The sequence below is a fragment of the Deltaproteobacteria bacterium genome (genome assembly GCA_030654105.1).
Classification (GTDB): domain Bacteria; phylum Desulfobacterota; class SM23-61; order SM23-61; family SM23-61; genus JAHJQK01.
Genome location: JAURYC010000094.1, coordinates 1 through 14,661, shown reverse-complemented (window position 1 = coordinate 14,661; position 14,661 = coordinate 1). Strand labels below are relative to the sequence as shown.

General features: G+C 49.6%; 11 protein-coding genes, 1 other RNA gene and 1 pseudogene. 5 read left to right on the top strand and 8 right to left on the bottom strand.

Annotation, left to right across the window (positions count from 1 at the left end; genetic code table 11):
• Window positions 1–237: 237 nt before the first annotated feature.
• The 4 genes from hemB to Q7V48_03635 form a co-directional block, all read right to left on the bottom strand.
• The gene (gene hemB, locus Q7V48_03650) at window positions 238–1,212 is read right to left on the bottom strand and encodes a porphobilinogen synthase (protein MDO9209829.1); all 975 of its coding nucleotides are present in this window, start codon (window positions 1,210–1,212) and stop codon (window positions 238–240) included.
• Window positions 1,213–1,311: 99 nt separating this feature from the next.
• On the bottom strand, window positions 1,312–3,987 hold the full coding sequence (locus Q7V48_03645) for a valine--tRNA ligase (protein MDO9209828.1): 2,676 nt from the start codon (window positions 3,985–3,987) through the stop codon (window positions 1,312–1,314).
• On the bottom strand, window positions 3,984–4,733 hold the full coding sequence (locus Q7V48_03640; GenBank protein ID MDO9209827.1) for a hypothetical protein: 750 nt from the start codon (window positions 4,731–4,733) through the stop codon (window positions 3,984–3,986). The genes Q7V48_03645 and Q7V48_03640 overlap by 4 nt, the downstream gene beginning before the upstream one ends.
• Before the next feature lie 125 nt (window positions 4,734–4,858).
• Window positions 4,859–5,902, bottom strand: a complete 1,044-nt coding sequence (locus tag Q7V48_03635) for a deoxyguanosinetriphosphate triphosphohydrolase (GenBank protein ID MDO9209826.1) — start codon at window positions 5,900–5,902, stop codon at window positions 4,859–4,861.
• A 256-nt stretch (window positions 5,903–6,158) separates the two neighbouring features.
• Between Q7V48_03635 and lptF the strand changes: the two are divergent.
• Together lptF and lptG are read left to right on the top strand one after the other, a co-directional pair.
• Window positions 6,159–7,250, top strand: a pseudogene (gene lptF, locus Q7V48_03630) (LPS export ABC transporter permease LptF).
• Entirely contained in the window at window positions 7,247–8,326 is a 1,080-nt protein-coding gene (gene lptG, locus Q7V48_03625; protein ID MDO9209825.1) for an LPS export ABC transporter permease LptG, read from the top strand. Before lptF ends, lptG begins: the two are co-directional and overlap by 4 nt.
• A gap of 37 nt (window positions 8,327–8,363) precedes the next feature.
• Here the strand turns inward: lptG and ahcY are convergent, their stop codons facing one another.
• From ahcY to Q7V48_03605, 4 genes are all read right to left on the bottom strand, one after another.
• The gene (ahcY, locus tag Q7V48_03620) at window positions 8,364–9,620 is read right to left on the bottom strand and encodes an adenosylhomocysteinase (protein ID MDO9209824.1); all 1,257 of its coding nucleotides are present in this window, start codon (window positions 9,618–9,620) and stop codon (window positions 8,364–8,366) included.
• A gap of 190 nt (window positions 9,621–9,810) precedes the next feature.
• Window positions 9,811–10,974 carry a methionine adenosyltransferase gene (gene metK / locus Q7V48_03615; GenBank protein MDO9209823.1) on the bottom strand — a complete coding sequence of 388 codons (1,164 nt, stop codon included), beginning with the start codon at window positions 10,972–10,974 and terminating at the stop codon, window positions 9,811–9,813.
• 6 nt (window positions 10,975–10,980) lie between these two features.
• Complete coding sequence (gene ptsP / locus Q7V48_03610; protein ID MDO9209822.1) at window positions 10,981–12,792, bottom strand: phosphoenolpyruvate--protein phosphotransferase; 1,812 nt, start codon at window positions 12,790–12,792, stop codon at window positions 10,981–10,983.
• Window position 12,793: 1 nt separating this feature from the next.
• A complete protein-coding gene (locus Q7V48_03605; protein MDO9209821.1) occupies window positions 12,794–13,060 on the bottom strand; it encodes an HPr family phosphocarrier protein in 267 nt (88 codons plus the stop codon).
• 220 nt (window positions 13,061–13,280) lie between these two features.
• Between Q7V48_03605 and smpB the strand changes: the two genes are divergently transcribed.
• The 3 genes from smpB to Q7V48_03590 form a co-directional block, all read left to right on the top strand.
• Window positions 13,281–13,733 carry an SsrA-binding protein SmpB gene (smpB, locus tag Q7V48_03600; protein MDO9209820.1) on the top strand — a complete coding sequence of 151 codons (453 nt, stop codon included), beginning with the start codon at window positions 13,281–13,283 and terminating at the stop codon, window positions 13,731–13,733.
• 98 nt (window positions 13,734–13,831) lie between these two features.
• Window positions 13,832–14,189, top strand: a transfer-messenger RNA (tmRNA) gene (gene ssrA / locus Q7V48_03595).
• Between the two features lie 289 nt (window positions 14,190–14,478).
• Window positions 14,479–14,661 (top strand): hypothetical protein (locus tag Q7V48_03590; protein ID MDO9209819.1); only part of this gene is annotated, 183 nt, incomplete at its 3' end.

The window sequence follows — 14,661 nt, the reverse complement described above, 5'->3', positions numbered from 1 at the left end:
AATCCGTATTTACCCTGTTAGATAGTAAACATCTAACAGGGTGAATCTGTGTCTAAAAAGGAATTTCCTATACAATCAAGTTTTTTTCTTCAGGTTTAAGGCTGTTCTAAAACTTAGCAACGCTGGATCATGGATTTTTACCCACCGAAGACTCTTCATCACCTCCTTTCTCTTCTTAAGCTTTAGGTTGTAAGCTTTCCTGATTGCACCTTGCACCTTACGTTTAACACTTTACGTTTACCTTTGCAATACCTTCGTCGCTTCCTTGGCAAAGTAAGTTAAAATCAGGTCGGCACCGGCTCGTTTGATGGACGTGAGGACTTCCATCATCACGCGTTCTTCATCCAACCATCCGCGCTGCGCTGCGGCTTTGATCATGGAATACTCTCCACTTACGTTGTACGCCCCAACGGGAATATTGAATTCCTCCCGTACCGCGCGGATAATGTCCAGGTAAGAAAGCGCCGGTTTAACCATGATGATATCCGCCCCCTCCTGAATATCCAGCCCTGCTTCCCGCAGAGCTTCACGGGCATTGGCCGGGTCCATTTGGTAAGATCTGCGGTCTCCAAATTGAGGCGTGGATTCCGCGGCCTCCTGGAAAGGACCGTAAAATCCCGAGGCATGCTTGGCCGCGTAGGACATGATGGGAATGTTTTCCAAGCCGTTCTGATCAAGAATCTCGCGGATTACCTTTACCCTCCCATCCATCATGTCTGAGGGAGCGACCATATCCGCGCCGGCTTCGGCGTGGGAGAGAGACATTTTGGCCAAAAGGTCGAGGGTGGCATCATTATCCACCTGATCCTTGATCACAACTCCGCAGTGCCCATGGCTGGTATATTCACAGAGGCAAATGTCCGTAATGACCACGAGCTCCGGAAGCCTGTCTTTGATGGCCCGGATGGCTTGTTGGATGATTCCGGAACGGGCATAGGCTTCGGAGCCCCGGGGATCTTTTTTTTTGGGTATACCGAAGAGGATGACTGCCGGAATACCCAGGTTGAAAGCCTCTTCCGCTTCCTTGACAGCCAAGTCCACGGACAGTTGGGCGATCCCGGGCATGGAGCGAATCTCGTTTCTGGCTTTCCGGCCGTGAATAACGAAGAGAGGGTAGATGAAATCATCCCCGGATAATTTCGTCTCCCGAATCATTCTCCTGAAAGTCTCATTCTTTCTCAAACGCCTCGGACGATAAACGGGAAAATACATACGAAACTCCTTTCAAATTCGAAATGCGAAATTCGGAATGCGGAGTTAAAATATTTCGCACTTCGCATTCCGCAATCTGCATTCTGCATTCCGCAATCGTTAGATTCCCTTCTTCCACCCTTGTACTCTTTCCAACCCTTCTTGCAGCTTGGCTCCCTTTTCCGCCAAGGTTCTCGCTTTTCCCTTTTCTTTCTCTACTGCCTCTAAACGGGCTTTGCCTAAAAATTCTTCGTTATGCAGTTTCAGATTCGTCCGGGTCATTTCTTCTTCTACTTTGGAGATTTCCTTTTTAATCCGCTTTTCTTCATCATCAAGGTTAATTAATCCCTTTAAGGGTAAGAATACCTCTATCTCCTCCACTATGGCAGTCGCTGCCGCTTTAGGTTTCTCTCCTGCGGATTGGAAGGAAATTTTCCCGGTGTGGGCAAGGCTTTCTATGTAAACCCGGTTCATCCTTGGAGGGTTCAAAGCATCCTCTTTCTCACTATGGAGGATGACTTCCACCGTTTTGGAAGGGGGAAGGTTCAATTCGCTGCGCAGGTTACGGATGGCTCCAATCACACCCATGACCAGTCCCATTTCCGCTTCCGTTTCCGGCTGCACCTCCCCTTCTTGAACCTTGGGAAACTCGGCGACCATGATGGACCCTTCATTACCCGGAAGTAATTGCCAGATTTCTTCGGTGATGAAGGGCATGAAGGGATGGAGGAGTCGAAGCGCGATGTCCAATACCCGAACGAGAATATTCTGAGCCACCCATTTTTGTTCAGGATCTTTTTCTTGATAAAGGACCGGCTTGATCAGCTCGATATACCAATCGCAGAACTCGTGCCACAGGAACTGGTAGATCGCCGAGGCCGCTTCATTGAACTTATAACTGTCCAAGCCCTGGCGTACCTCGCCAATGGTGCGATTCACCCGGCTTATTATCCAGCGGTCAGCCAGCGTTAATTCCATCTTCCCAGGCGCCCGATGGGGGTCATATCCCGGCAAGTTACTTAAGGTAAAACGGGAAGCATTCCAGATTTTGTTGGCAAAATTCCTGTACCCCGCCAGGCGTTCTTCGGACAACCGTACATCTCGTCCTTGCGCGGCAAAAGCGGATAGGGTAAAACGAAAAGCATCCGTACCGAACTTTTCAATGACGACCAGCGGGTCTACGACGTTCCCCCGGGATTTACTCATTTTTTGCCCGTCGGCATCCCGAACCAAGGCATGAATGTAAACATCTTTGAAGGGGACATCTCCCATGAACTTGATCCCCATCATCATCATCCGCGCCACCCAGAAAAAGAGGATGTCAAAACCTGTCACCAAAACGGAAGTCGGATAAAAAACCTCCAGATCTTTTGTCTTCTCCGGCCATCCCAGAGTGGAAAAGGGCCAGAGTGCTGAGCTGAACCAGGTATCCAGGACGTCCTGTTCTTGTTCCACCCGGGAACTGGCGCAAGTTGCGCATTGGGAAATCGGTTGAACCGAGACGGTCACTTCTCCGCAATCGCTGCAATACCAAGCCGGGATCCTATGACCCCACCAGATCTGGCGGGAGATGCACCAGTCGCGGATGTTATTCATCCATTCAAAATAGGTGCTCTCCCAAACCGAGGGGATAATCCCAGTGGCCCTTTTCTGCACGGCTTCGATGGCTGGACGAGCCAGGGTCTCAGCACGTACGAACCACTGCTTGGAAACCATAGGCTCGATAACCGTCTTGCAGCGGTAACAGTGGCCGACATTGTGGAGGAAAGGTTCTATTTTCTTCAATAGATTTAAATCGTTAAGATCTTTGATCACTTCCTTGCGGCATTGAAATCGCTGCTGGCCTGCGTATCTTCCAGCCTGGGTATTCATTTTCCCGGCGTCGTCGATTACCCGTATTACATCCAGTCCATGCCGGCGGCCGATTTCGAAGTCGTTGACGTCATGGGCCGGAGTAACCTTCAGGGCACCGGTACCGAATTCCTGGGTAACATATCCATCGGCAATTACAGGGATCCTCCGGTTCATGAGAGGCAGGATGACATTTTCCCCGATGAACTTCATGTATCGTTTGTCCTCGGGATGGACGGCAACTCCAGTATCCCCGAGCATCGTCTCCGGTCGGGTGGTGGCCACGACCAAATATTCCTTGGAGTCTTCCAGAGGGTATTTGATGTAATAAAGGTGTCCCTGCTCTTGCTCGTGTTCTACTTCTAAGTCCGAGAGCGCTGTCTGGCAACGGGGGCACCAATTGATGATGTAGTCGCCTCGATAAATCAGGCCTTCCCGGTAAAGGCGCACGAAAACTTCTTTCACCGCCAAGGAAAGGCCTTCATCCATGGTGAATCTCTCGCGGCTCCAATCACAAGAGCTCCCTAATTTTTTCAGCTGTTTGATAATCTGGCCACCGAACTCTTGTTTCCACTTCCACACCCGTTCGACGAATGCTTCCCGGCCCAATTTATGCCGGTTGGTTCCTTCTTCGGCCAACTGTTTTTCCACCACATTTTGCGTTGCAATTCCCGCGTGGTCCGTTCCCGGAAGCCAAAGCACGTTGAAGCCATCCATGCGCTTGTATCGGGCCAAAACATCCTGGAGGGTATTGTTCAGGGCGTGGCCCATATGTAAAGAACCGGTTACGTTGGGAGGGGGAATGACGATGCAAAAAGGAGGACGGACGGACCCTTCATCTGCCCGGAAAAGATTCTTGTCCTCCCAGAACTGATACCATTTTTCTTCCACTTTTTGGGGGTTATAAACTTTTTCCCAAGTTTTTATTTCTTGCTCTTTTTTCACACCTTCTCCTCGGCATCCACTTTTAGTTTTTCGATTTCTTGTCGCAATACTTCTGTAGCTATCAAGGGAAACATCTCCCGGGCTACCCGCTCTAATACCCGGATTCCGTCTGAGGCCATCCACTCTTCGGTTTTCATCTGCAGGGCTTCCTTCTGCGCCTGCATCTTTTCCACCTCTGCTTGCAACTTTTCAATCTCTTTCCCGAAGGCTTCCGCGGCGATCCGGGGGATCATCTCCCGGGCCCTTTGATCTAAAACCTGCAAGCCCTCAGCAGCCAGCCACCTTTCCGCCCTGGTGTTCAGCGCTTCTTTCTGGGCCCGGATTCCCTCCACTTCTCCTTGCAGCCTTTCGGTTTCCTTCTCCAATACCTCCTTGGCAATAGGGGGAATCATTTCGCGCACGCGTTGGTTCAGAACCTGCAACCCCTCTAAATCCAGCCATTGTTCCACTTTCGCGCTCAAAGCTTCTTGCAGCGTCCTGATTTTTTCTACCTCGGCTTTGAACTTTTCGATTTCTTTTTCCATTCCTTCTTCGGCGATGCGGGGAATCATCTCCCGGACCCCTTGATTTAAAACCTGTACCCCCTCTGTAGCCAGCCACCTTTCAGCCCTGGCGTTCAACGCTTCTCGAAGAGCCCGGACCTCTGCTTCATAGTCCTCGAATGAAGGTGGAGTTTCCGCGGAGCTGGAGGATTCCTCCACGACCTCGGTCAATTCGATAATTTCTTCTTTTTCTCCATTGGCCATAATCCCTCCCCTGATATTTTTCTGCAATTACCACAAAAAACCCTAACCGTCAAGTAATATGAGCCATGGCAAAAGGTAACGACCCATTGACCGAATGACTTAATAACTCAATGACTAAATCACTCTCAAATAATCAACCAGGGTTGAGGAAGGAAGATTTTTTCATAAAGTTTGATGGCGTAACGATCCGTCATTCCAGCGATGAAATCCAAAATGGCCCGCTCGACCGGCTCATGGGCAAACGCTTCCCCCGCTTCTTTCCGGAATTCTTCTTTCCTTTCTAAAAAATAGGCATGGAGTTCCCGGATGATTTTGGCCGACTTGATGAAATCCCCGTGCACCTCCGGCAGGTTATAGACTCGGTCGTACAGGAAATTTCTGAGTTTCACCGTAGCCTCCATTGCCCCCTCGCTCAAGCCGATCTTCAATGGATCGGAATCCTGGGCTTGCTCCAGGATGTCCCGCACCATGGAATCGATTCTCTGCCCGTGGGATTCTCCCAGGCGCTCCACGCAATCTCGTGGGATATCCTGGGGAGAAATCAATTCGGCGCGCATGGCATCATCAATATCATGATTGATGTAGGCAATGATATCCGCGATGCGTACCAGTCTCCCCTCGTATGTGCATGGTGCGTCCTCCGGGTCCTCCGGGATTACATCCCCTTTGCCTTTGGAGTGCTTAAGAATTCCGTCGCGGACCTCAAAAGTTAAATTCAGGCCTTTCCCGTCTTTTTCCAGGAAGTCAACCACCCTTAAACTCTGGGCCGCATGATGAAATCCTCCCGGGCAGATCTCGTTAAGGATCTCTTCACCGGCATGGCCAAAAGGAGTGTGTCCAAGGTCGTGTCCCAGGGCGATGGCTTCGGTGAGGTCTTCATTCAGAGCAAGGGCCTTGGCCAAGGTGCGGGCTATCTGGGAGACTTCCAGAGTATGAGTAAGGCGGGTGCGATAATGGTCGCCGGTGGGTGTTAAAAAAACCTGGGTTTTATGCTTGAGGCGGCGGAAGGATTTGGAGTGGATGATCCGGTCGCGGTCGTGCTGGAAGGCGGGCCGGATGCTGCATTCATCCTCCAAGATCTTTCTTCCCCGACTCTCGGAGCTAAGCTGGGCAAAGGGCGATAAAAATTTCTTTTCCCTCTCTTCAAGCATCTTGCGGATCGACATCATAAATTCCTTTAGCTGTGGTAGATATTCTTTTTACGATCCTTTAGGCCTCGTTGGAGAACGGGATTTTGTCAACAAATATTAGACTCAGGACATTAGGTTGTGATTTACAAAACCCTATGCTTTAAGTTAATATCGTTCTATGAAAGTAACCCTTTACCGCTACCTGTTGAAAGAGCTTTTCCCCGCTTTTGCCCTCGGCCTGGTTGGGTTTACTTTCGTCCTGCTTACCGGAAGGATTTGACAACTTACCGAACTATTCGTCAATAAGGGCATTCCCTTGTCCTACATCTTGAGGTTTCTCTACTACCTTCTGCCCTCTTTCCTCGTCCTGACTATTCCCATGGCCACGCTGTTATCGGTGCTGCTGACCTTTAACCGCCTATCCGGGGATAACGAGATCACCGCCTTTAAAGCTTCCGGCGTAAGCTTGTACCAAATGACTCCTCCGGTATTGATGCTCGCTTTCCTGGCCTACGCGGCCACAACAGTCCTTTCCCTCTACTCCCTCCCCAGGGCCAATTATAATTCCCGTTCCCTCCTCTTCCAGATAGCCAGTAGTAAGGCGCACGTCGGTGTTCGGGATCGAGTATTTAACGATGATTTTGAAGGGCTCGTCCTCTACATAGAGCGGATCATTCCTAAGACCTTTAAATGGGAAAATGTCTTTATTTCAGACTCCCGCAATCCCTCCGAAGTTAACACGATTATCGCTCGTGAAGGGGAGATCCTCTCTGATCCGCAACAGCTTACGGTTACCTTGAAATTAAAGAACGGGGCCATTCACAAATTAGGCAGGCACCCGGAAGTCTACCAAAAGATCGATTTCAGTGCCTACAACCTCCGCCTTACTTTAAAGACCGGTTTGAAGGGAAAACAAGATGGAGAAAAAAATCCCGCTGACATGTCCTTAAGGGAATTGATCGAGGCCGTTCAAACCCTCCGGTCCAAGAAAGCCGATTTCAAGTCCCAATGGATCAAAATCCATGAAAAATTTTCTATCCCTTTTGCCTGTCTGGTTTTTAGCATCATCGGTATTCCCCTGGGGCTGCAATCCCAGGCTGCCCGGGCAGGAAAATCCATTGGTTTCGCCTGGTCCATCGGGGTTCTCTTCGTCTACTATCTTATGACCAACGCGGGTACCTCCCTGGCTGAACGGGGGGCGATCCCTTTGGAAGTTGGAATGTGGTTCCCCAACGCTATTTTCCTTGGTTTGGGCATTTACCTGCTAATCAAGGCTGCCAATGAATCTCCTGTTCTTCTGATAGTCTGGCTCAACAAAGGGATTGTTAAACTCCGCAAAGGTTGGAGAGATGCCCCGGAACCCCGCGGAAGGAGATCTTCAGAATGAAAATTATTCCCCGCTATTTGGCTAGGGAATTTACCCAAAATTTTTTCTTGGGTTTGGGAGCCTTCAGTACTATTTATCTGGTTGTTGAGTTTTTTGAACGAATTAACGCCTTCCTCTACAACAAAGCCACCGTAGAGTTGATGGGGGCTTATTTCTTGAACAAAATTCCTTCCATTGTCTTCCAAGTGGCTCCGGCTTCGATTTTACTTTCTTCCATTATTACCCTTGGCCTCATGTCCCGGCATAATGAGATCTTGGCCATGAAATCTGGGGGCATTAGCCTGCGGCGGATCACTTTTTCCATCCTGGGGGTAGTAATCATTCTTTATTTCATCCTTTTGGGAATGAACGAGTTTATCGTGCCTTCAGCCAATCAAAATGTCCGCATGCTCCGGAATCTCATTATCCACAAAAAGAAACCGATGGCCGCTTTTAAGCAAAATCAGATCTGGATTCACAGCCACCAGGCCATCTACAATATCCAGCTTTACCATCCGGAAAAGGATTTCCTGGAAGGTGTCACTTTTTACCGTTTCGATCAGAACTTCCGCATCATTGAGAGGATCGATGCCCGCAGTGCCCGTTGGCAAGATGGCCGTTGGATCTTCTCTGATGCTTCTGTGACCCATTTTGCTTCCGAGGGATTTCCTGTCCGCAAAAAATATCCCGAACTCACCCTTACTTTGCCGGAGACCCCTAGTGATTTCCGCATTGCCGAAAAAAATCCTGACGAGATGAACTACCGCGAGCTAAAAGAATATGTGCACAAAATCGAGCACGGGGGATACAATTCCACCAAATACCGCTGCGCCATGCACGCCATCTTTTCGTATCCTTTCATCGGCGTAATCATGGCCTTTCTGGGGATTCCCATCGCTTTAAGGAAAGAACGGGGGGCCGGAGTTGCTTTGGGAGTAGGTTTCAGTATCCTGATCAGTTTTGCTTACCTGGTCGCTTTCTCTCTCAGCCTGGAGTTAGGTAAGGCAGGAACCATTCCGCCATTCCTCTCTGCTTGGCTGGGGAATTTCATTTTTGCGCTGGTCGGAGTTTATCTTTTCCTTTCCGTCCGCCATTGAAAGCGCTTAGCGCTAAGCGCTCTGCGCATAGCGTTTTTTATGTTCCCACCTCCCAGGAACTGAGGTACTTCTTCTGCGAATCCGTGATCCTATCGATCCGGATTCCCATTGACTCCAGTTTCAACCGGGCAATTTCCTGATCAATGGCTTGGGGGACACCATGGACTTTCTTCTGCAGTGTTCCCCGCGATTGCACTAAAAATTCCGCAGATAGCGCCTGGTTAGCGAAACTCATATCCATGACGCTGGGAGGATGGCCCTCAGCCGCGGCCAAATTAATCAGCCTCCCTTCGCCTAGAAGATAGATCTTCTTGCCGTTCTTGAGGCTGAATTCCTCCACGAAATCTCGGATGAGGCGTTTTCCCTGGGAAAGGCGTTCTAAAGCAGTAAGGTCAATCTCCACGTTGAAATGTCCGGAGTTGGCTACAATGGCCCCATCTTTCATCTGGAGGAAATGTTCTTCCCGGATGACCTGAATATTGCCGGTAAGGGTGCAAAAAATATCCCCGAGGGGAGCAGCTTCAGACATGGGCATGACCCGGAATCCATCCATCACGGCCTCTAAGGCCTTCAGCGGGTCCACCTCGGTAATGACCAAATTGGCACCCATCCCCTGAGCACGCATGGCTACTCCTCTCCCACACCACCCATAGCCACAGACAACGAAGACACTTCCGGCCAGCAATCGATTGGTCGCCCGAATGATCCCGTCAATCGTTGACTGGCCGGTGCCATAACGGTTGTCGAAAAAATGTTTGGTGTTGGCATCATTGACGGCGATAATCGGGTACTGCAATACCCCCTTCTCGGCCATGGCCCGCAGACGGATGACGCCCGTTGTGGTCTCTTCCGTGCCCCCGATTATTCCCGTTAAAAGGTCTTTCCTCTCGGAATGCAGAATGGATACCAGGTCAGCCCCATCATCCATGGTTATCGTCGGTTTAAGGTTCAAAACGGAGTAGATATGCTTATAATAGGTCTGGTTGTCTTCTCTTTTTATGGCAAAGACTGGGATTTCCAGATCTTTGGCCAGGAAAGCAGCCACATCATCCTGGGTACTGAGTGGATTGGAGGCACACAGCCTCAACTCGGCTCCACCCGCTTGCAACGTCTGCATTAAGGCCGCGGTCTCAGTCGTTACATGCAAGCAGGCTGCCAAGCGGATTCCCTTCAAAGGTTTCTCCTTGGCAAACTGCTTTTGGATGAGTTGAAGAACGGGCATGGATTTTACCGCCCACTCAACCCTCAGTTTGCCTTTCTCTGCCAAACTTAGGTCTTTGATGTCGTAGTCCACATTTTCCTCCCATTTATAGGACGCAGATTTTCGCAGATCAACGCAGAAAAATACTGTTTCAATATAAAAGCCAAAACTTTTTTTATTCTTTGGCGTTACGCCTTTAAATTTTTATTTTAACCCTGTGGATCTGCGTTTACCCTGTTAGATGTTTCTTATCTAACAGGGTGAATCTGCGTCCAAAATTTATTTAAAGTTTAGCGGCTTTCCTGAGCTTCTCCGCCATGTCGGTCCGTTCCCAGGTGAAGTCGGGGTCGTTGCGGCCGAAATGGCCGCAGCAGGCGGTCTTCTTGTAGATGGGGCGTAATAAGTTGAGGTAACGAATAATCGGAGCAGGCCGAAGGTCAAAATGCTCCCGGACAAGCTTGGCAATGTCATCCGGTGGAATCTTCCAGGTTCCATTGGTGTCGATCATTACCGAAACAGGTTCAGCCACGCCGATGGCGTAAGCGATTTGAACCTCAACTTTATCGGCCAACCCTGCGGCGACAATATTTTTGGCTACATACCGGGCCATATAGGAACCGCTGCGGTCCACCTTGGAAGGATCCTTGCCCGAAAAGGCTCCCCCGCCGTGACTGCCCCATCCGCCATACGTATCTACGATGATCTTTCTTCCTGTCATTCCGCAATCACATTTCGGCCCGCCGATTACGAATCGCCCAGTGGAATTGATAAAATATTTTGTGTTTTTGTCCAAGTATTCACCCGGAATGACTTTTTTGATGACCTCTTCGATCAAACCTTCCCGCAAGGTAGAGTATTTCACTTCGGGTGTGTGTTGGGCGGCCAGAACCACTGCATCCGCCCGGATGGCTTTCCCGTTGACGTATTGAATGGTCACCTGGGATTTTCCATCTGGCCGGAGAAAATCCAGAATATTCTTTTTGCGCACCTCAGCCATCCGGGCGGTCAGCCGGTGGGCGAAGAGGATGGGCATGGGCATCATCTCCGGGGTCTCATTGCAGGCATACCCGATCATCAGGCCTTGATCCCCGGCGCCCTGTTCATGATCCGGCCGCTCATCCACCCCCAAGGCAATGTCCGGCGATTGCCGGTCGATGGAACTTATCACCGCGCAAGTCTCCCAGTCAAACCCCATGGACGAGTCGTTGTAGCCAATTTCTTTGATGGTCTGCCGGACAATGTCGGGCATATGCACGTAGCAGGAAGTGGTTATCTCGCCGGCGATCATGGCTAACCCTGTCGTAACCAAGGTTTCACAGGCGACCCTGCCCTTTGGGTCCTCGGCGATGATGGCGTCTAAAATGGCATCCGAAATTTGATCGGCTACTTTATCCGGATGGCCCTCGGTGACCGATTCGGAAGTGAAAAGAAAGTCCGTCATTCCCATAGTGCGTTACTCTCCCTCCTTATATTCATTGAGTGTCAATCTGTAATTAAAATTTTCTCCAAACTCTTCCGGGAATTTTTTCCTTAAATTGGCCCGCACCAAATCTTCAATTTCCTCGGGAGTAGAAAGATGAAGAGAATTGCTGACCAAACTTTTGCACTCCCGGTAGGTGTAAGAACGAAGAATCTTCTTTACCCGGAAGATGGAGAGAACATTCATGGACAGTTCATCCAGTTCCAGCCCCAGGAGAATGGGCACGTAGAGCGGTTCTCCGGCCATCTCGCCGCACATGGCCACGCGGATTCCGGCATTGTGGGCCGCTTGCACCACCTCTTTGACCAACCGCAAAATCGCCGGGTGCAAGGGTTCGTAGAGATGGGTAACCGACTCATTGACTCGATCGATGGCCAAAGAATACTGAATCAAGTCGTTGGTCCCGATGCTGAAAAAATCCACCTCCTTGGCCAATATATCGGCAATGATAACGGCCGAAGGGACTTCAATCATAATTCCGATTTCCATCTTGGGGTCGAAGGGAATTCCTTCGGCCGAGAGGTCCAAGCGGACTGCATTCAAAATTTTCTTAACCTCTCGAATCTCGGTGGCGCCCGAGATCATAGGAAATAGAAGCTTCACCTTACCGAAGGCGCTGGCCCTGAGTATCGCTCGGAGTTGAACTTTGAAGATATCCACTTCTTTCAGGCTAAAGCGAATCGCCCGCAGGCCCATGGCCGGGTTCATCTCCTCGGCCAGATCCATGTGGGACAAAAATTTGTCCCCGCCGATGTCCAGAGTGCGAATGACGGCCGCATGGGGGTAAATTCCTTCGACGACGTGTTTATAGGCCTGAAAGTGATCTTCCTCCGAGGGCAAATCTTTGCGATTCAGGTATAAATATTCGGTGCGGTACAGACCGATCCCTTCGGCGCCATGTTGCAGTACCGACGGAATCTCTTCCACCAGTTCAATGTTCGCCAGGACCTTGACCCGATACCCATCGAGGGTTTCCGCCGGGAGGTCGCGGTATTGGAAAAGTTCCCGCTCCATCTTCTGGCGGACTCTTTGCCGTTCAAGGTATTCATGCATGATTTCCGGGCTGGGGTTCACCACCACTACCCCGGTAATTCCGTCTACGATTAAGGTATCACCGGTATTGATGTAATGCGTGGCCGTCTCTGCGCCCACAACTGCGGGGATTTCCAAAGAGCGAGCCATAATGGCCGTGTGTGAGGTCCTCCCGCCCATATTCGTGACGAAAGCCGTGACTTTGTCCTTGGACATCTGGGCCGTGTCTGCCGGAGAAAGATCGTGGGATACGATGATCACTTCTTCTTTGATGGAGGGAATCGCCTCCTTATCTTTGCCCATCAGACAGCGGAGGATGCGTTCGCCAATGTAGTCAATGTCCGTCTTCCGGCTCTTTAAGTATTCGTCATCGATGTTGTTAAAAATTTTCCGCAACCGTTCCAGGTTAATCTTCAGCGCCCATTCGGAATTAATCCAGCTCTGTTTAATCGTTTCTACCGTGTTCTCGATAAGGTTCTTGTCCTCTAAGAGAAGAAGGTGAACATCTAAAATGTAAGTGGGGCCAGCAGCCTCTTCTCGAAGAAGTTTTTCCTTGGCCAGGCGAAGTTGCTTCTTCGACTCTTCGACCGCATCCTGGAAACGGGCCACTTCCTGGGGAATCTGGAATTCCGGAATTACCCTGGCCGGAGCTTCAATTTTTCCCCGATCCAAAAGGTAGGCTTTCCCGATGATGATCCCCGGGGTCACTCCAATCCCTTTGATAAACTGGGTTTTTTTCGTCTCGCGTTTCAAGTTACTCTTCTCCGAAGCTCCCTTCGATCAACGTTCCTAAAGCTTCCAGAGCCGCCAAGGCATCTTCTCCTTGGGCATTTATCGTGATATAGGTCCCTGGGGCAGCGGCCAGCATCATTAAATCCATGATACTTTTACCGTCGGCTACCTGGCCGTCTTTTTCCACTTTGATCTCCGAGCGGTATCTGCTGGCGGTTTGAACAAAAGAGGCGGAGGGGCGGGCGTGAAGGCCGAACTTGTTCTTTATTATGTAGGTTCTGGATATCACCGTTTTCCCAGGCTGGAAAAAATTTGAACGGGTTTTTCCCGTTCCTGTAATAACCCCTTGAAACCCAAAGGTTTCACTTTGGATTCAGTTTACTTTCAAGGTACACTTTTGTCAAGCTTTTTCCCTTTTTGCCTTTCCCCCCCCTTTTTTCCTTTGCCCAATTTTTCTTCCGATTTTCCATTCACATTGCCGAATTACCCATAAAATGGTATAAAATAGTATGAGTGAGAAGATCCTTTGCCTGAACAAAAAGGCGCGCCATGATTATTTCATCGAAGAGACCTACGAAGCAGGGATCGCCCTCGAGGGAACGGAGGTCAAATCCCTGCGCATGGGCAAGGGAAATTTGAAAGACAGCTATGTACTCATTAAAGATGAAGAAGCCTTCCTGCACAACACGCACATCAGTCCATATCCCTACGGGCATCAGTTCAACCATGAACCGGAACGGGTACGCAAGCTGTTGCTGCATAAGCAGGAAATCCGCCGCCTCTCGGGAAAAACCAACGAACGGGGCTACACTCTAATTCCGTTGAAAATTTACCTGAAGAGTGGTAAAATAAAATTAGCAATTGGCTTGGCCAAGGGAAAAACCCTCTATGATAAGAGGGAAGACTTAAAAAAGCGTTCGGCTGACAGAGAAATGGAAAAAGCCCTTAAAGAGAGGAGATGAAAAAAGATAAAGCCGGGCCCTTAAAATCTGCGTTTACCCTGTTAGATGTTTCCTATCTAACAGGGTGAATCTGAGTCCAAAAAAGAAATAAGTTTTTTGGGGGCGTCACGGTTTCGACGGGGATCATTGAGGCGAGGGCTGCGTGCCGAGGTTCCGACTGGGCTCGTTAAAAAAGTCGGGCTAAAGATAAGCGCAAACACAAACTACGCTTACGCCACTGCTTAATTGACAGTGACCGTTCCTCCGGTTCTTTCCTGAAGGGCCAAAAGGAGCGTCGACAAATCAGGATAGCTTACCGCCGAAGCTTATAAGCGGGATGCGAAAATTTTTAAGCTGGTCCCTCCCGAATCCTGCCGCGGGAGTCGGAGGGGACGAGATTCAATTCAACGGCTAAGCACGTAGATGCTCCTTGCTGAAGGTTTTCGGACGCGGGTTCGACTCCCGCCGCCTCCACCAGTAATCTTAATAATTTAAATTAATTTGCACACAGATTTCCACAGATATTCACAGATATTTATTTTTTACATTTAATATCCTGAAAATCTGTGTTCATCTGTGTCTAATAAGGAAATTCCTATACAATGAACTTAAAAAATACCGCTATATAGGTCACATCTACATTCAAGGTTAGTACGACCTGACTGACATTGCCTATTCGGTCGTGGCTGGACTCTCGCTTTTACCTGCCTAATTTCTTTTGATATCAGGGCCTTTGAATTTTAAAGAATATAGCGAGGAGTTTCATATGAAAGTGGTTACCGCCGATTTTTTAGGGGATCTCTCTTACGTAATGCTATGTCATTCGTCCAAAGTACTTCCCCCCCGAGTTGCGGAAGCGATCCGGAAAGCAGCGGAGGTCGAAAGCAATCCCAAAGGCAAAGTTTATTTTGAAGCCATGGTGCGCAACATGGAGGTGAGCCGGGAACGG